The 16064-nt window shown below is 61.2% G+C and carries 15 protein-coding genes; 10 read left to right on the plus strand and 5 right to left on the minus strand.

From position 1 onward, the window contains the following. Window positions 1-70: 70 nt before the first annotated feature. From HX821_RS28305 to HX821_RS28315, 3 genes are read right to left on the minus strand one after another with little or no spacing between them, the layout of a single operon-like run. Window positions 71-838 carry a heme ABC transporter ATP-binding protein gene (locus HX821_RS28305; protein WP_134325723.1) on the minus strand — a complete coding sequence of 256 codons (768 nt, stop codon included), beginning with the start codon at window positions 836-838 and terminating at the stop codon, window positions 71-73. After that, window positions 838-1875 carry an iron ABC transporter permease gene (locus HX821_RS28310; RefSeq protein ID WP_003212144.1) on the minus strand — a complete coding sequence of 346 codons (1038 nt, stop codon included), beginning with the start codon at window positions 1873-1875 and terminating at the stop codon, window positions 838-840. Before HX821_RS28310 ends, HX821_RS28305 begins: the two co-directional genes overlap by 1 nt. After that, window positions 1872-2750, minus strand: coding sequence for a hemin ABC transporter substrate-binding protein (locus HX821_RS28315; RefSeq protein WP_102368088.1), 879 nt, complete (start codon window positions 2748-2750; stop codon window positions 1872-1874). Before HX821_RS28315 ends, HX821_RS28310 begins: the two co-directional genes overlap by 4 nt. Before the next feature lie 207 nt (window positions 2751-2957). Between HX821_RS28315 and HX821_RS28320 the strand changes: the two genes are divergently transcribed. Then, complete coding sequence (locus tag HX821_RS28320) at window positions 2958-3275, plus strand: Rieske (2Fe-2S) protein (protein ID WP_003212149.1); 318 nt, start codon at window positions 2958-2960, stop codon at window positions 3273-3275. Here HX821_RS28320 and sfsA read toward each other — a convergent pair. Both sfsA and HX821_RS28330 read right to left on the minus strand, forming a co-directional pair. After that, complete coding sequence (sfsA, locus tag HX821_RS28325) at window positions 3272-3985, minus strand: DNA/RNA nuclease SfsA (RefSeq protein WP_177037049.1); 714 nt, start codon at window positions 3983-3985, stop codon at window positions 3272-3274. The two genes, HX821_RS28320 and sfsA, sit on opposite strands and share 4 nt — an antisense overlap. Further along, window positions 3985-5157, minus strand: coding sequence for a pyridoxal phosphate-dependent aminotransferase (locus HX821_RS28330; protein ID WP_008436881.1), 1173 nt, complete (start codon window positions 5155-5157; stop codon window positions 3985-3987). Before HX821_RS28330 ends, sfsA begins: the two co-directional genes overlap by 1 nt. A gap of 321 nt (window positions 5158-5478) precedes the next feature. Here HX821_RS28330 and dksA point away from each other — a divergent pair, with 321 nt between their 5' ends. The 9 genes from dksA to panC all read left to right on the plus strand — a co-directional run bounded on the left by dksA (window position 5479) and on the right by panC (window position 16008). Then, the gene (gene dksA, locus HX821_RS28335) at window positions 5479-5913 is read left to right on the plus strand and encodes an RNA polymerase-binding protein DksA (RefSeq protein ID WP_003212154.1); all 435 of its coding nucleotides are present in this window, start codon (window positions 5479-5481) and stop codon (window positions 5911-5913) included. A gap of 84 nt (window positions 5914-5997) precedes the next feature. Continuing rightward, window positions 5998-6885, plus strand: coding sequence for a tRNA glutamyl-Q(34) synthetase GluQRS (gene gluQRS / locus HX821_RS28340; protein ID WP_177037051.1), 888 nt, complete (start codon window positions 5998-6000; stop codon window positions 6883-6885). 62 nt (window positions 6886-6947) lie between these two features. Beyond that, window positions 6948-7124 (plus strand): hypothetical protein, encoded by a 177-nt coding sequence (locus tag HX821_RS28345; protein ID WP_003176118.1) that lies wholly within the window; start codon window positions 6948-6950, stop codon window positions 7122-7124. Further along, complete coding sequence (locus HX821_RS28350) at window positions 7108-10062, plus strand: sensor histidine kinase (protein WP_023659379.1); 2955 nt, start codon at window positions 7108-7110, stop codon at window positions 10060-10062. Before HX821_RS28345 ends, HX821_RS28350 begins: the two co-directional genes overlap by 17 nt. A gap of 22 nt (window positions 10063-10084) precedes the next feature. Further along, window positions 10085-11524, plus strand: a complete 1440-nt coding sequence (locus tag HX821_RS28355) for a sigma-54 dependent transcriptional regulator (protein ID WP_003212159.1) — start codon at window positions 10085-10087, stop codon at window positions 11522-11524. Between the two features lie 711 nt (window positions 11525-12235). Further along, window positions 12236-13642: a polynucleotide adenylyltransferase PcnB gene (locus HX821_RS28360; protein WP_003212161.1), complete on the plus strand. Its 1407-nt coding sequence runs from the start codon at window positions 12236-12238 to the stop codon at window positions 13640-13642. A 4-nt stretch (window positions 13643-13646) separates the two neighbouring features. Continuing rightward, complete coding sequence (gene folK, locus HX821_RS28365; RefSeq protein WP_177037053.1) at window positions 13647-14144, plus strand: 2-amino-4-hydroxy-6-hydroxymethyldihydropteridine diphosphokinase; 498 nt, start codon at window positions 13647-13649, stop codon at window positions 14142-14144. Between the two features lie 215 nt (window positions 14145-14359). Beyond that, entirely contained in the window at window positions 14360-15160 is an 801-nt protein-coding gene (panB, locus tag HX821_RS28370; protein ID WP_177037056.1) for a 3-methyl-2-oxobutanoate hydroxymethyltransferase, read from the plus strand. Further along, window positions 15157-16008 (plus strand): pantoate--beta-alanine ligase, encoded by an 852-nt coding sequence (panC, locus tag HX821_RS28375; RefSeq protein ID WP_003212166.1) that lies wholly within the window; start codon window positions 15157-15159, stop codon window positions 16006-16008. The genes panB and panC overlap by 4 nt, the downstream gene beginning before the upstream one ends. Window positions 16009-16064: the final 56 nt, after the last annotated feature.

Below are 16064 nucleotides of genomic sequence, written 5' to 3' on the forward strand. Positions count from 1 at the left end.
AGGCTAATCACGGTTATTTGACCCGGCTCTTGCCGGGTCTTTTTTTGCCCATAAAAAACTGCGGCGATTTTCAGCGGGCAATGATCAACGGATGGCCGCGCTCCGGATGCGGCTGCACCAACACATCCAGCCCGAATACCGCCTTCAGCGGCTCAGGCCGCAACACCTGTGCCGGTGTGTCCAACGCATGGGGCCGGCCATCCTCCAGCAACAGGATGCGATCACAGTAGCGCGCCGCCAGGTTCAGGTCGTGAAGGATCACCAGCACCGCCGCGCCACGGTCGGCAAAGCGCCGGATCGCCTGCAAGGTGGTGTGCTGGTGCAGCGGGTCAAGCATTGACGTCGGCTCATCCAGCAACAAGGTCTGCCCCGCTTCACCCGGCCATAGCTGCGCCAGCACCCGTGCGAGGTGCACACGCTGCCGCTCGCCGCCCGACAACGCCAGATAGCTGCGCCCGCTCAAATGGCTAACGTCGGCAGCCTGCAAGGCAGCATTGATGATTTCATCGTCACGCACCCGGCCCGTCTGATGAGGCAAGCGCCCCATGCCCACCACCTCTTCGACGCGAAAGGCAAAGTCCAGGGTCGAGGTCTGCGGCAACACCGCCAGCCGCTGGGCACGCTGCGCTCCGCCCCAGTCTTTCAACTCACGCTGATCCAGCCACACACGGCCTTGGTCGGGCTGCAACTCGCCGCATAACGCACCGAGCAATGTACTTTTTCCCGCACCGTTGGGGCCCAATACGCCGAGCACTTCTCCTGGCAACAGGTCCAGGGTGATGTCCGCCAGCACAGTTTTGCGCCCACGGCAGATCTGCAGGTCTTCTACTCGCAGCATCAGGCGCGCCCTCGTAACAACAGGTAGAGGAAAAACGGCGCACCGATAAACGCGGTAACAATGCCGATCGGTAATTCCGCCGGCGCCAAGGCCAGGCGCGCCACCAGATCGGCAAACAACAGCAAACTCGCCCCCGCCAGCACCGAGGCTGGCAGCAGCACCCGATGATCCGGCCCCGCCAGCAGGCGTACCAGATGCGGCACCACCAGCCCGACAAAGCCGATCATCCCCGCAGCCGCCACGGCCGCGCCCACGCCCAGCGCGGTGCAGAACACCAGTTCGCGCTTGAGGCCTTCAACATCAATGCCCAAGTGACTGGCTTCCGACTCACCCAGCAGGAGTGCATTCAGCGCCTTGGCCCGGCGCGGCAGCCACAGTGCTACGCCGGCGCTGACCAGCAGCAGCGGCCATAAGCGCGAGTAGCTGGCGCCATTCAGGCTGCCCAGGTTCCAGAACGTCAGGGTGCGCAAGGTAGCGTCATCTGCCAGGTAGGTGAACAGGCCCACCGCCGAACTGGCGAGCGCCGTCAGGGCGATACCCGCCAGCAACATGGTCGCGACGTTGGTTTGGCCGTTGCGCCGCCCCAGGCGATAGACCAGCGCTGTTACCCCCAAACCGCCGAGGAAGGCACACAACGACAGCAGATAAGGCCCGAGTGCATCCGGCAAACCGCCAAAAAACGAACCACCGACAATCGCAATCGCCGCGCCCAACGCTGCACCGCTGGAAACCCCGACCAAGCCGGGATCAGCCAATGGATTGCGAAACAGCCCCTGCATTGCAACGCCTGAAAGTGCCAGAACCCCACCGACGGCCAAGCCCAGCAACGTACGCGGCAGGCGAATCTGCCCGAGGATCAACTCCGCCTGCTCCAGGCCTTGGGCCTCGATTGGCACACCCATCAAGCGTAAGGCTGCCCGCAGTGTGTCCATTAACGGCAAACTCACCGGCCCCAGGGCCAATGACAACCAGATCGCCAATACACACAGCAGACTCAAGCCGATAAAAAGGGTTCGCGGTTTAACCAGAGTGGTCATGGGGCGGTATTAGCCTGAGACGGATAGAACCCGGCAGACAGCCTCACCAGGCTTTGCGGCAAGCGTGGCCCAAGCCCACCCACCAGCAGCGTCGGGTCCAGTTCATAGACGCGTCCATTCTTGGCCGCTGGCGTCGAAGCCAGGATCGGGTTTTCCTTGAACAACGCGGCGCGGGCCGCATCCCCGGTCAAAGCGCGATCGGCAAACACCAGCACCTCAGGATTGAGCCCCGCCAGCGACTCTACGGAAAACGGCTTGTAACCATCGTGGGTCGCCAGGTTGTGGCCGCCGGCCTGCTGCAACATCCAGTCAGCCGCCGTGTCTTTGCCCGCAATCAGCGGTTTGCCGCCGGCATGTCCCAGCAGCAACAGCACTCCAGGCGCCTTTTGAGTGGCCTGGGCCTTGGCCACCCAGTTCTTTTGTTGGTCAAGTTGTTGCTGATAGTCACTGAACAGTTCTGCAGCCTTCGCTTCGTTACCCAGCAGCTTGCCCAAATGCTGAAGGTTGCCCTGCAGCGTCGGCAGATCCGGCTCGGCTGAAAACAGCTCCACTTTCACACCGGCATTGCGGATTTGCGCCAACACCGGTGGCGGCCCCATTTCCTCGGTGCCCACCAGGATTTGCGGGCGCAGGCTCAGAATGCCTTCCGCCGACAACTGACGCTGGTAACCAATGCTCGGCAACGCCTTGAGGGATTCCGGATGCTGGCTGGTGGTATCCACGCCCACCAGCTTTGACTCACCGCCCAGGGCCGTCACCCATTCCGACAACGCACCACCGGCGCTGACCCAGCGTTGTGGCAGTTCAGAGGCCTGGGCCCCAGCGTTGACCAGCAGTCCGACAACGAGCGCGATAGCACTGGCACTCAGGCGCATAAAAGGGTTTCCTTCCAAGGGGTGAGCCCGCTGAAACACTCGCAATGTGACAGATCAAGGCTGCCCGACATCGTACAGAGCGCCCAGTCAGCTTACGGGCGAAGCCGGCATTTGATAATTGTTTGCATTTGCACGTCAAGCACCGGGCTCTGCGGCAAAAACCAGGATAGCCTTGCAGCCCGCAAACGGCGGCACTTAAGGATCGATATGAAGTTTCTCTGCGCCTCCAGCGAACTCGCACCCAACGCCAGCCTCGGTTTCGATATCGACGGCCGCAAGCTGTTTGCCGTGCGCCGCGAAGGCATTGCCTACTTCTATATCAACCGCTGCCCACATCGCGGGGTGCCGCTGGAATGGCAGCCGCACCAGTTTCTCGACCCCAGCGCCAGCCTGATCCAGTGCGCCACCCATGGCGCGCTGTTCCTGATCGAAAGCGGTGAGTGCGTCGCCGGCCCTTGCGCCGGCCAGAGCCTGACAGCCCTGCCCGGCCGCGAGGACGAACAAGGCCTGTGGGTACAACTCTAGTCGCCGAGCAATACTTCCAGCCGGCGATCGACGCAGATTTCCTCTGACGTCACTCGCACGCCATAGGCCAGCACCTCGACGCCCGCCGCCTTGGCCTCACGCAACGCTGCCGCGTAACCGGCATCAATTTCTTCGGCAGGACGCACCGCATCGATCCCCGAGAGGTTGACGCAGTACAACTGCACTGCCCGTACACCCTCACGCGCCAGATGCGCCAGCTCACGCAGATGCTTGGCACCGCGCTGGGTCACGGCATCGGGAAACGCCGCCGTCGAGGTCCCGTCAAACCCGAGGGTGACGCTTTTGACTTCGACATATGCCACGCCCGCCGGGTAGTCCAGGCGGAAATCGATCCGGCTGTTTTCCTGGCCGTAGGCGACTTCGCGTTTCAAGGCAGTAAAGCCATTGAGCTCGGTGATAACCCCCGCGCGCAGCGCTTCTTCAACCAACTGATTGGCCCGCGCCGTGTTCACACACGCCAGGCGCCCTTGTGGGGTTTCGCTGATTTCCCAGGTGCCTGGCAGCTTGCGCTTGGGGTCATTGGAGCGGCTGAACCAGACCTGGCCACCTTCCACCATGCAGTTGAACATCGAGCCGGTGTTCGGGCAGTGAATGGTCAACAACTCGCCGGTAACGGTTTCGATATCGGCGAGAAAACGCTTGTAGCGGCGGATCAGCCGGCCTTCTTCAAGGGGAGGATTAAAGCGCATCAGCCTTGCCAACTCCGCAGGCCGCGGGCAATCCGTTCAACGGCTTGCTGTAGGCGATCAAGGTTTTGCGTGTAGGCAAAACGCACATGGTGACCGGCTTGATAACGGCCGAAATCCAGGCCCGGCGTGAACGCAACGTGCTCGGTTTCGAGGAAGTGCCGGCAGAACGCGAAGGCATCGCCGCCGAATGCGCTGATATCGGCATACAGGTAGAACGCGCCTTCCGGCTCCACGGCAATACCGAAACCCAACTCGCGCAACGCTGGTAGCAGGAAGTCGCGACGCCGGCCAAACTCGGCCCGGCGATCTTCAAGAATGTTCAATGTTTGCGGGGTGAAGCAGGCCAGGGCCGCATGCTGGGCCATGCTCGGCGCGCTGATGTAGAGATTCTGCGCCAGTTTCTCCAGCTCACCCACCGCAGCAGGCGGCGCCACCAGCCAGCCCAGGCGCCAGCCGGTCATTCCGAAATACTTCGAAAAACTATTTAGAACGAAGGCTTCATCGTCAACTTCCAGCACGCTGGCGGCATCGGTGCCGTAGGTCAGGCCGTGGTAGATCTCATCCACCACCAAATGCCCATTGCGCGCCTTGATGGCGCTCGACAACCCCGCCAACTCGTCCCGCGTCAGGATGGTGCCGGTAGGGTTGGCAGGCGACGCGACCAACGCGCCCACGCTGTCCTGATCCCAATGGCGCGCCACCAGGTCGGCGGTCAGTTGATAACGCACCTCGGGGCCGACCGGGACCAGTTGGGCCGCGCCCTCCACCAGCCGCAGGAAGTGGCGGTTGCAGGGGTAGCCTGGGTCTGCCAGCAGCCAGTGCTTGCCAGGATCCACCAGCAGGCTGCTCGCCAGCAACAAGGCTCCCGAGCCGCCGGGAGTAATCAGAATTCGCTCGGGATCGATGCTCAACCCGTAGCGCTGCTGGTAGAAACCGCTGATGGCTTGCCGCAACTCCGGCAGCCCGCGGGCCGCGGTATAGCGGGTCTTGCCATTGGCCAGCGCCGCCTGCCCGGCCTTGATGATGGGCTCGGCGGTGGTGAAGTCCGGCTCGCCGATTTCCAGGTGAATCACGTCGTGACCGGCGGCCTGCAATTCATTGGCCCGCGCCAGCAACGCCATGACATGGAAAGGTTCGATAGCGCGGCTGCGCGCACTGTAGGGCTGAGCCATTAGCCTTCCTTAACTCTGAGGACAAACCCCGATTCTACCCAACCCGCCGCGCAAAACCTGCTCTATTGCCCCAAGACATGTAGCAAGCACGGCAAGCAACTACCTGCAAAACAGCTAAAATCAACATTCGAGACCGTACAAGCCCGCCCTGCTGGGGCCTGCGGCGGTTTGCAAGCCTCAGGAGACGGTGCCTCGACAACCGGGAGTGGCGCACCCCGAATCTATCTGGTAAGTTCGCCCGCTTGCAGCCGCAGGGCCGGCAGGTGTCGGTGATGTTGCAATCCTGCGCAATGGATTAGAAGAGTGAGAGGCGGTCCATTCATGCCCACCCAAGCAAAGCAACAGAGCATCAGCGGCTTCCAACCCTACGTCGAGGCGAAGGGTGAGGAATACATGGGCAAGCCCATGCGCGAACACTTCTCCAAGATCCTGAAGCAGTGGAAACAGGACTTGATGCAAGAGGTTGACCGTACCGTTGACCATATGAAGGACGAAGCGGCCAACTTCCCGGACCCGGCAGACCGTGCCAGCCAGGAAGAAGAGTTCGCCCTTGAACTGCGCGCCCGTGATCGCGAGCGCAAGCTGATCAAGAAGATCGACAAGACCCTGCAACTCATCGAAGACGAAGAGTACGGCTGGTGCGAGTCCTGCGGCGTCGAGATCGGTATTCGCCGCCTGGAAGCGCGTCCTACCGCCGACCTGTGCGTGGACTGCAAGACCTTGGCTGAAATCAAGGAAAAACAGGTCGGCAAGTAATCATTGCCGGGCTGAACAAATGGGGCGTGCGAACGCCCCATTTTTGTTTCTGGCGTTTGCTGGTTTTCCAGTAATATCCGGCCCATGACAGCCTCCTCCTATATCGGGCGTTTCGCCCCCACGCCCAGCGGACACCTGCACTTCGGTTCCCTGGTCGCCGCCCTCGCCTCCTACCTCGACGCCCGTGCCAACCAAGGCCGCTGGCTGATGCGCATGGAAGACCTCGATCCGCCACGGGAAGAGCCCGGCGCCCAGGCCGCCATCCTGAATGCCCTGGAACGCTATGGTTTTGAATGGGACGGGGAGTTGGTCCGACAAAGCGAGCGGCACGATGCCTACGCTGACGTGCTCAACCGCCTGTTCAATCACGGCCTGGCCTACGCCTGCACCTGTTCGCGCAAACAACTGGAACCCTACAACGGGATTTATCCCGGCCTGTGCCGCAATGCCGGGCATGACCAGCAAGATGCTGCCATTCGTCTGCGGGTGCCGGAGTTGGAGTACCACTTTACCGACCGTGTACAAGGCGAATTCCGACAGCATCTGGGTCGCGACGTAGGCGACTTCATCATCCGCCGTCGCGACGGCCTGTATGCCTACCAACTGGCGGTAGTCCTCGATGATGCCTGGCAAGGTGTGACCGACATCGTGCGTGGCGCCGACCTGCTCGACTCCACGCCACGCCAACTGTATCTGCAAGAATTGCTGGGCCTGCGCCAACCGCGTTACCTGCATGTGCCGTTGATCATCCAGCCGGACGGTAACAAGCTGGGCAAATCCTACCGCTCACCGCCCTTGACCACTGACCAGGCCACGCCTTTGCTGTTAAGAGCACTGCGCGCCCTGGGCCAGCCGGCGGGCGACGAACTGCACCACGCCAGCCCACGGGAACTGCTGGATTGGGGCATTCAACACTGGGATGCCACACAGATCCCGCGCACACTCACGCTGGCCGAAGCGCAATTGCGCTGAAGGCGCTTGCAGCTTGCGAGCCATCCGTTACCATCGCCGCAGTTTTTCAATCAGAGGCCAACATGTACATCTATCGATTGGTCCTGCTGCTGGTCGTCGGGATCTACCTGTTTTCTCCCGCCATCATGGATTGGTGGATCGACGCCACAGGCGCCTGGTACCGGCCCTATCTGCTTTGGCTGATTCTGATCGTCGTGACTTTCATCCTGCAGAGCCAAAAAGATGCCGATGAGCTTTAGCCTGACCGAGATGCTGCTGATCAGCGCCGCCTACCTGGCCGCGTTGTTCGGGGTAGCCTGGATCAGTGAACGTGGGATGATTCCGCGGGCGATCATTCGCCATCCGTTGACCTACACCTTGTCGTTGGGCGTGTACGCGAGTGCCTGGGCGTTTTATGGCACCGTGGGCCTGGCCTATCAGTATGGATACGGCTTTCTTTCGAGTTATCTCGGGGTGTCCGGCGCGTTCTTGCTGGCGCCGGTGCTGTTGTATCCGATCCTGAAAATCACCCGCACCTATCAGTTGTCGTCCCTGGCCGACCTGTTTGCGTTCCGTTTTCGCAGTACCTGGGCCGGTGCGCTGACCACGATTTTCATGCTGATCGGCGTGCTGCCGTTGCTGGCATTGCAGATCCAGGCCGTGGCCGACTCCATCAGCATCCTCACCCGCGAGCCGGTGCAACACCGCGTGGCATTGAGCTTCTGCGCGCTGATCACTCTGTTCACGATTTTCTTCGGCTCACGGCATATCGCCACCCGTGAGAAACATGAAGGACTGGTGTTTGCGATCGCGTTTGAATCGGTGATCAAGCTGATCGCCATCGGCGGTGTCGGTCTGTATGCGTTGTATGGCGTATTCGACGGCCCGCAACAGCTGGAACTGTGGCTGCTGCAAAACCAGACCGCCCTGGCCGCACTGCACACGCCGTTGCAGGAAGGCCCATGGCGCACGCTGCTTTTGGTGTTCTTCGCCTCGGCGATTGTGATGCCGCACATGTACCACATGACCTTCACCGAAAACCTCAACCCGCGCTCGCTGGTCAGCGCCAGCTGGGGCTTGCCGCTGTTCCTGCTGTTGATGAGCCTGGCGGTGCCGCTGATCCTGTGGGCCGGCCTGAAACTTGGCGCCACCACCAATCCCGAATACTTCACGCTGGGCGTGGGTATTGCCGCCAACAGCAAATCCCTCGCATTGCTGGCCTATGTCGGCGGATTATCGGCCTCCAGCGGGCTGATCATCGTCAGTACCCTGGCGCTGTCGGGGATGGCGCTGAATCACCTGGTGCTGCCGCTCTACCAGCCGCCGGCCGAAGGCAATATCTACCGCTGGCTGAAATGGACCCGCCGGGCCCTGATCGTCGCGATCATCATGGCCGGCTATGGCTTCTACCTGTTGCTGGGTGCAGAACAGGACCTGGCCAACCTGGGCATCGTTGCCTTCGTTGCCACCTTGCAGTTCCTGCCGGGCGTGCTGTCGGTGCTGTACTGGCCGACCGCCAACCGCCGAGGCTTTATCGCCGGTTTGCTCGCCGGGATCCTGGTATGGACCGTGACCATGCTGCTGCCGCTGGTGGGCAACCTGCAGGGCTTCTACATCCCGCTGCTGAACATGATCTACGTGCTGGATGACACCAGTTGGCACATGGCGGCAATCGCCTCGCTGGCGGCCAACGTGCTGATGTTCACCCTGATCTCGCTGTTCACCAACGCCAGCCCCGAAGAAACCAGCGCCGCCGAAGCCTGCGCAGTGGACAACGTACGTCGCCCGCAACGCCGCGAACTGCACGCCGCCTCACCCCAGGAATTCGCCACGCAACTGGCCAAGCCGCTGGGCGCCAAGGCCGCACAAAAGGAGGTCGAGCAGGCCCTGCGCGATCTCTACTTGCCGTTCGACGAGCGCCGGCCTTATGCCCTGCGCCGCCTGCGGGACCGTATCGAAGCCAACCTTTCCGGCCTGATGGGCCCGAGCGTGTCCCAGGACATGGTCGAGACCTTCCTGCCCTACAAGGCCGGCGGTGAAAACTACGTGACCGAAGACATCCACTTCATCGAGAGCCGGCTGGAGGATTACCACTCCCGCCTCACCGGCCTTGCCGCCGAACTCGATGCCCTGCGCCGCTATCACCGCCAGACGTTGCAGGAACTGCCGATGGGCGTCTGCTCCCTGGCCAAGGATCAAGAGATCCTGATGTGGAACAAGGCCATGGAAGAGCTCACCGGCATCGCCGCCCAACGTGTGGTGGGCTCGCGCCTGAACACCATTGGCGACCCGTGGAAAGAATTGCTCCAGGGCTTCATCAACCTGCCCGACGAACACTTGCACAAACAGCACCTGGCGCTGGATGGCCAGACCCGCTGGCTCAACCTGCACAAGGCCGCCATCGACGAGCCACTGGCGCCCGGCAACAGCGGCCTGGTGCTGCTGGTGGAAGACCTGACCGAAACCCAGATGCTCGAAGACAAGCTGGTGCACTCCGAGCGCCTGGCCAGCATCGGGCGCCTGGCCGCGGGTGTGGCCCATGAAATCGGCAATCCGATCACCGGTATCGCCTGCCTCGCGCAAAACCTGCGGGAAGAGCGCGAAGAAGACGGCGAAATCATCGAAATCAGCGGGCAGATTCTCGAGCAGACCAAGCGTGTTTCGCGCATCGTGCAGTCGCTGATGAGCTTTGCCCACGCGGGCGCCCATCAGAATCACGACGAAGCGGTGTGCCTGGCCGAAGTGGCCCAGGATGCCATTGGGCTGCTGGCCTTGAACCGGCGCAATTTCGAAGTACAGTTCTTCAACCTGTGCGACCCGGAACACTGGGTCGACGGTGATTCACAACGCCTGGCCCAAGTGCTGATCAACCTGCTGTCCAACGCCCGCGACGCATCGCCGGCCGGCAGCGCAGTACGGGTCAAGAGCGAGGCTTTCGAGCACACGGTCGATCTGATCGTCGAGGACGAAGGCAGCGGCATTCCACAGAACATCATGGATCGATTGTTCGAACCCTTCTTCACCACCAAGGATCCGGGTGAAGGTACCGGTCTGGGCCTTGCACTGGTCTATTCCATCGTTGAAGAGCATTATGGACAAATCACCATCGACAGCCCGGCTGACACCGAAAGCCAACGCGGCACCCGTATTCGGGTGACCTTGCCGCGTCATGTCGAAGCGACGTCCGCTGTGAACTGAGACCGTCGAGAGAGTTGAATCAATGCCGCACATTTTGATCGTCGAAGACGAAACCATTATCCGCTCTGCCTTGCGTCGCCTGCTTGAACGTAATCAGTACCAGGTCAGCGAAGCCGGCTCGGTGCAGGAAGCCCAAGAGCGTTTCAGCATTCCCACGTTCGACCTGATCGTCAGTGACCTGCGTTTGCCAGGCGCCCCCGGCACCGAGCTGATCAAGCTCGGCCAAGGCACTCCGGTGCTGATCATGACCAGCTACGCCAGCCTGCGCTCGGCCGTGGACTCCATGAAGATGGGCGCGGTGGACTACATCGCCAAGCCCTTCGACCACGACGAAATGCTCCAGGCCGTAGCGCGCATCCTGCGTGACCGTCAATCGGCCAGCAGCGCACCGGCTGAACGCCCGGCAGCGGGCAAGGCCGCCAATGGTTCTGAAAAACCCGGCATTGATAACAGTAACGGCGAAATCGGCATCATCGGCTCCTGCCCACCCATGCAGGACCTTTACAGCAAGATCCGCAAAGTGGCGCCAACCGACTCCAATGTACTGATCCAGGGCGAGTCCGGTACCGGTAAAGAACTGGTGGCCCGTGCCCTGCACAACCTGTCCAAGCGCGCCAAGGCACCGATGATCTCGGTGAACTGCGCGGCGATTCCCGAATCCCTGATCGAATCCGAATTGTTCGGCCATGAAAAAGGCGCCTTTACCGGCGCCAGCGCTGGCCGTGCGGGTTTGGTTGAGGCCGCCGACGGCGGCACGCTGTTCCTCGACGAGATTGGCGAACTGCCGCTGGAAGCCCAGGCACGCTTGCTGCGGGTACTCCAGGAAGGCGAAATACGCCGCGTCGGTTCGGTACAGTCGCAAAAGGTCGACGTACGACTGATTGCGGCCACTCACCGTGACCTGAAGAGCCTGGCCAAGATTGGCCAGTTCCGTGAAGACCTTTATTACCGCCTGCACGTGATCGCTCTCAAACTGCCGGCCCTGCGTGAGCGCGGCGCTGACGTCAACGAAATCGCCACGGCCTTCCTGGCGCGCCAGAGTGCGCGCATCAACCGTACCGACCTGAAGTTTGCTGCCGATGCCGAGCAGGCGATTCGTCACTACTCCTGGCCGGGTAACGTGCGGGAGCTGGAAAACGCGGTAGAGCGTGCGGTGATTCTGTCGGAGAGCCCGGAAATTTCCGCCGAGCTGCTGGGGATCGATATCGAGCTCAGCGACCTGGATGATGATGACTTCATCGGTTTGCCACCGCAGCAAGGTGGCGGCAGTAACAACAGCCACGAGCCGACGGAAGATTTGTCACTGGAAGATTACTTCCAGCATTTCGTGCTGGAGCACCAGGACCACATGACCGAGACCGAACTGGCGCGCAAACTGGGCGTCAGCCGTAAATGCCTGTGGGAACGGCGCCAGCGCCTGGGTATCCCGCGGCGCAAGACCGGGGTTGCCAGCGAAAGCTGAGTGGGTCGCCCCCACAGGTAACACCCGCAGATGTGAAAAAACTGTTACCGCTGATTTTTCACGTAACAAAAGCCGGGGCTTACGGTAACGAAGCCCCGGCTTTTTTTCGCCTACAAAAAACCCGAAAACGCCCCAAACCCCTTATTTTGCTGGGCCTCGCAAAAGTTGGCACGCACCCTGCTATATGCTTAGTACAAAAACAATAACAAGCAAATGTACAAGACAATAAAAATAAGACGAATCGACTCACGCATAACAAAAACAACACGGCGGAGGCGCAGCTAACTGATTCTTTTGGAGAGGCGTTGCATTTGGGGCTTGCCCCGCAACCAGGCCGAGAACAACAAAAACTGCCCTAAGGCAGAGCCTGAACTGGTTGGATCGTAGATCAGCAACACAGCGACCAAAGCAATCCGTTTGCTCTTGGCTCCCGATTGGGAGTGTCATGAAGGTGAAGCTTCATGGCGAGGGCGATCAACAAAAACAAGAAGCCCGAAACCAATAATAAAAATAGAGCACGCAACTACTTCTGGGGGAGCTTCGGCTCCCCTTGTAGTTTCTGCGATTTGGCACTTGCCACCCTTCTTTTAAGCTTCTGGCTCAAGCCTTGCAGCTAGTTCCTACACCATCCCCTGACTAAATGCTAGAATCCCGGCCCATCATGCGGTCATTCTTCGTTATGGCCGAACATTCCTTCAAACAGTGCATCCCATGCTGAAGAAGTTGTTCCAGTCATTCCGTTCTCCCTTGCGTCGTACGCAACACAAACGCAGCACGCCTGAAGTGCTCAATAGCAGCCAGCATTCGCTGCAACGCGCCCAGTTCAGCCGTTATGCGGTGAACATCGTCGAACGTTTGCAGAACGCCGGCTACCAGGCCTACCTGGTTGGCGGTTGCGTGCGCGACATGTTGCTCAATATCACTCCCAAGGATTTCGACGTCGCCACCAGCGCCACGCCGGAACAAGTGCGTGCCGAATTCCGCAATGCGCGGATCATCGGCCGGCGCTTCAAGTTGGTGCACATCCACTTTGGTCGCGAGATCATCGAGGTCGCGACCTTCCGCGCCAACCATCCGCAAAACGATGAAGAAGAAGACACTAACCAGTCTTCCCGCAACGAAAGCGGGCGCATCCTGCGGGACAACGTCTACGGCACCCTGGAAGAAGACGCGCAGCGCCGCGACTTCACCATCAATGCCCTGTATTACGATCCGGTCAGCGAGCGCATCCTCGATTACGCCAATGGCGTACACGACATCCGCAACAACCTGCTGCGCCTGATCGGCGACCCGACGCAACGCTACCAGGAAGACCCGGTGCGCATGCTGCGGGCCGTGCGTTTCGCCGCCAAGCTGAACTTCGGCATCGAGAAGCACACGGCCGCGCCGATTCGCGACCTGGCGCCGATGCTGCGGGAAATCCCCTCGGCCCGGTTGTTCGAAGAGGTGCTCAAGCTGTTCCTCTCCGGCTATGCTGCCGACACCTTCGAAATGCTGGTAGACCTGCAGTTGTTCGACCCACTGTTCCCGGCCAGCGCCGAAGCACTGGAGTACAACCCTACCTACACCCACACGCTGATCAGCGAAGCCTTGATCAACACCGACCTGCGCATCAAGCAGAACAAACCGGTAACCCCGGCGTTCCTGTTTGCCGCCCTGTTGTGGCCAGCGCTTCCAAAACGCGTCATGCGCTTGCAAGACCGTGGCATGCCGGCAATTCCGGCCATGCAGGAAGCCGCTCACGAGCTGATCGCCGAGCAATGCCAGCGCATCGCCATCCCGAAACGCTTCACCATGCCGATCCGCGAGATCTGGGACATGCAGGAGCGCCTGCCACGCCGCAGCGGCAAACGCGCCGATCTGCTGCTGGACAACCCGCGCTTCCGTGCCGGCTATGACTTCCTGCTGCTGCGCGAAAGCGCCGGCGAGCAGACCGACGGCCTGGGAGAATGGTGGACCGACTACCAGGACGCCAACGACAGCCAGCGCCGCGAGATGATCAAAGAGCTCAGCAGCAAAGGTGAAGCCACCGGCGATGGCCCGAAAAAACGTCGCCGCAGCAGTGGCAGCAAGCGCAAACGCAGCGCTGGCGATTCATCGAGCGCGTCGGGCGAGTAAGCACGTGGAACGTATCTACGTAGGCATGGGCAGCAACCTGGCTGCCCCTGAACAACAATTGCGCGACGCCATCGAGGCCCTCGCGCAATTGCCGGACACCACGCTGGCGGGCGTCTCCGCCTTCTATCAAAGTGATTCCCTGCTCCCGGGCCAGCCGCGCTATACCAATGCGGTCGCGGCCCTGGACAGCGCCCTGGCACCACTGGAACTGCTCGATGCGCTGCAAGCCATCGAGAATGACCAGGGCCGCGAGCGTCTTGAGCGTTGGGGCCCGCGCACCCTGGACCTGGATATCCTGGTGTTTGGCGACCGGCTGATCGATGAGCCGCGCCTGAAGGTGCCGCACTATCAAATGCACCTGCGTGCATTCGTGCTTTACCCGCTGGCAGAACTGGCCCCGGCCAGCCTGCAACTGGCCGATGGCCGCCTGCTCGGCGACCTGCTGGATGCCTGCCCGTTTGTCGGCCTGGAACGCCTGGCGCCTGCTGAATCGCATCAGTAACAGCGGTAACACCACCGCCGTAACAATGCGGTAACACATCCAATTGACTTCCAGAGTCCTCCTCACGACTATAGGCGTCCCGCTGCCGCCTACCCGGCGCTAAAGGGCGCAATCCAGGCCTTATAAGCACTGATCCTTAAGAAAGTGCGCCTGTATAAACGAAGACTCACGCGCGTTACTCGCTGTTTCCAAGCGCCTGAATGAGGACCCTTTTCATGCCAAACGTTACCCTGAGCACCTTGCAGAGCCTCAAGCTCAAAGGTGAAAAGATCACCATGCTGACCTGCTACGACGCCACTTTTGCCCAGGCCAGCAGCCAGGCAGGAGTTGAAGTGTTGCTGGTGGGGGACTCCCTGGGCATGGTTCTACAAGGGAATGACAGCACCCTGCCCGTCACCAATGATGAAATCGCTTACCACACGGCCTGCGTCAAGCGCGGCAACGAAGGCGCCTTCATCATTGCCGACCTGCCCTTCATGGCCGATGCCACCATCGAACAGACCCTGACCAACAGTGCTCAACTGATGCGTTCCGGTGCACACATGATCAAGGTTGAAGGTGCCGCCTGGCTCGCCGAGTCGATTCGTTTGCTGGCTGAACGCGGCGTGCCGGTTTGCGCGCACATGGGCCTGACGCCACAGTCGGTGAATATCCTCGGCGGCTACAAGGTACAAGGCCGCGGCGAAGCCCAGGCGCGCCAGATGCGGGCCGATGCCATCGCCCTTGAACACGCCGGGGCGTGCATGATTCTGCTCGAATGCGTGCCAAGCGAGCTGGCAGCGGAAATCACCCAGGCCGTTAAAGTACCGGTGATCGGTATCGGCGCCGGTTCTGCCACAGACGGCCAGGTATTGGTACTGCATGACATGCTGGGCCTGTCCCTTACCGGCCGCGTGCCCAAGTTCGTGAAGAACTTCATGGCGGGCCAGGACAGTATCCAATCAGCCCTCGCCGCCTACGTCAGCGAAGTCAAAGCCGTCACCTTCCCGGGCGCCGAACACGGATTCTCCGCATGAACACCGTCAAGACCGTGCGCGAACTGCGCGCCGCCGTCACCCATGCCCGCAGTGCGGGCAAGCGCATCGGCTTCGTGCCCACCATGGGCAACCTGCACAGCGGCCATGCCACGCTGGTCACCAAGGCTGCGCAACAAGCGGACTTCGTGGTGGCGAGCATTTTCGTCAACCCGCTGCAATTTGGCGCCGGCGAAGATCTGGACAAGTACCCGCGCACCCTGGCGGCTGACCAGGAAAAGCTGCTTCAAGCCGGTTGCAACCTGTTGTTCGCCCCGACCGTCGAGGAGATGTACCCCGACGGCATGGCCGGCCAGACTCGCGTCAGCGTGCCGCAACTGTCCGAAGGCCTGTGCGGCGCCAGCCGGCCCGGGCATTTTGAAGGCGTGGCCACGGTGGTCAGCAAGCTGTTCAACATGGTCCAGCCGGACCTGGCGATCTTTGGCCAGAAGGACTACCAGCAACTGGCGGTGATTCGCGCCATGGTCCATGACCTGAACATGCCGATCCAGATTATCGGCGAGCCGACCGTGCGCGCCGACGACGGCCTTGCGCTGTCGTCGCGCAATGGTTACCTCACCGACGAGCAGCGCGCGATCGCACCGGTGCTGTACCGCAGCCTCAGCCAGATCGCCGCCGCCATTGAAGCGGGCGACCGCGACTTCGCCAAACTGCGCGCCGCACAGGTCCAGCAGATCGAAGCGGCAGGTTTTCGCATGGACTACCTGGAGGTTCGCCAGGGCCTGCACCTGCGTCCGGCCACCGCCGAAGACAAGGACCTGGTGATCCTGGTCGCCGCCTACCTGGGCGCCACCCGGCTGATCGACAACCTGCATCTGCACCTGAACTGACCCCGCCGCACACCCCGCCTGTTGCACTGCCTGATCGGCCGGTATAAAAAAGTACC

This window comes from Pseudomonas sp. B6001 (genome assembly GCF_013386015.1).
In the GTDB taxonomy this organism is placed as follows: domain Bacteria; phylum Pseudomonadota; class Gammaproteobacteria; order Pseudomonadales; family Pseudomonadaceae; genus Aquipseudomonas.

Coding starts and splice junctions, on each gene's coding strand:
- HX821_RS28305 (WP_134325723.1), bottom strand. CDS start 838: ATGCTGCGAGTAGAAGACCTGCAGATCTGCCGTGGGCGCAAAACTGTG.
- HX821_RS28310 (WP_003212144.1), bottom strand. CDS start 1,875: ATGACCACTCTGGTTAAACCGCGAACCCTTTTTATCGGCTTGAGTCTG.
- HX821_RS28315 (WP_102368088.1), bottom strand. CDS start 2,750: ATGCGCCTGAGTGCCAGTGCTATCGCGCTCGTTGTCGGACTGCTGGTC.
- HX821_RS28320 (WP_003212149.1), top strand. CDS start 2,958: ATGAAGTTTCTCTGCGCCTCCAGCGAACTCGCACCCAACGCCAGCCTC.
- sfsA (WP_177037049.1), bottom strand. CDS start 3,985: ATGCGCTTTAATCCTCCCCTTGAAGAAGGCCGGCTGATCCGCCGCTAC.
- HX821_RS28330 (WP_008436881.1), bottom strand. CDS start 5,157: ATGGCTCAGCCCTACAGTGCGCGCAGCCGCGCTATCGAACCTTTCCAT.
- dksA (WP_003212154.1), top strand. CDS start 5,479: ATGCCCACCCAAGCAAAGCAACAGAGCATCAGCGGCTTCCAACCCTAC.
- gluQRS (WP_177037051.1), top strand. CDS start 5,998: ATGACAGCCTCCTCCTATATCGGGCGTTTCGCCCCCACGCCCAGCGGA.
- HX821_RS28345 (WP_003176118.1), top strand. CDS start 6,948: ATGTACATCTATCGATTGGTCCTGCTGCTGGTCGTCGGGATCTACCTG.
- HX821_RS28350 (WP_023659379.1), top strand. CDS start 7,108: ATGCCGATGAGCTTTAGCCTGACCGAGATGCTGCTGATCAGCGCCGCC.
- HX821_RS28355 (WP_003212159.1), top strand. CDS start 10,085: ATGCCGCACATTTTGATCGTCGAAGACGAAACCATTATCCGCTCTGCC.
- HX821_RS28360 (WP_003212161.1), top strand. CDS start 12,236: ATGCTGAAGAAGTTGTTCCAGTCATTCCGTTCTCCCTTGCGTCGTACG.
- panB (WP_177037056.1), top strand. CDS start 14,360: ATGCCAAACGTTACCCTGAGCACCTTGCAGAGCCTCAAGCTCAAAGGT.
- panC (WP_003212166.1), top strand. CDS start 15,157: ATGAACACCGTCAAGACCGTGCGCGAACTGCGCGCCGCCGTCACCCAT.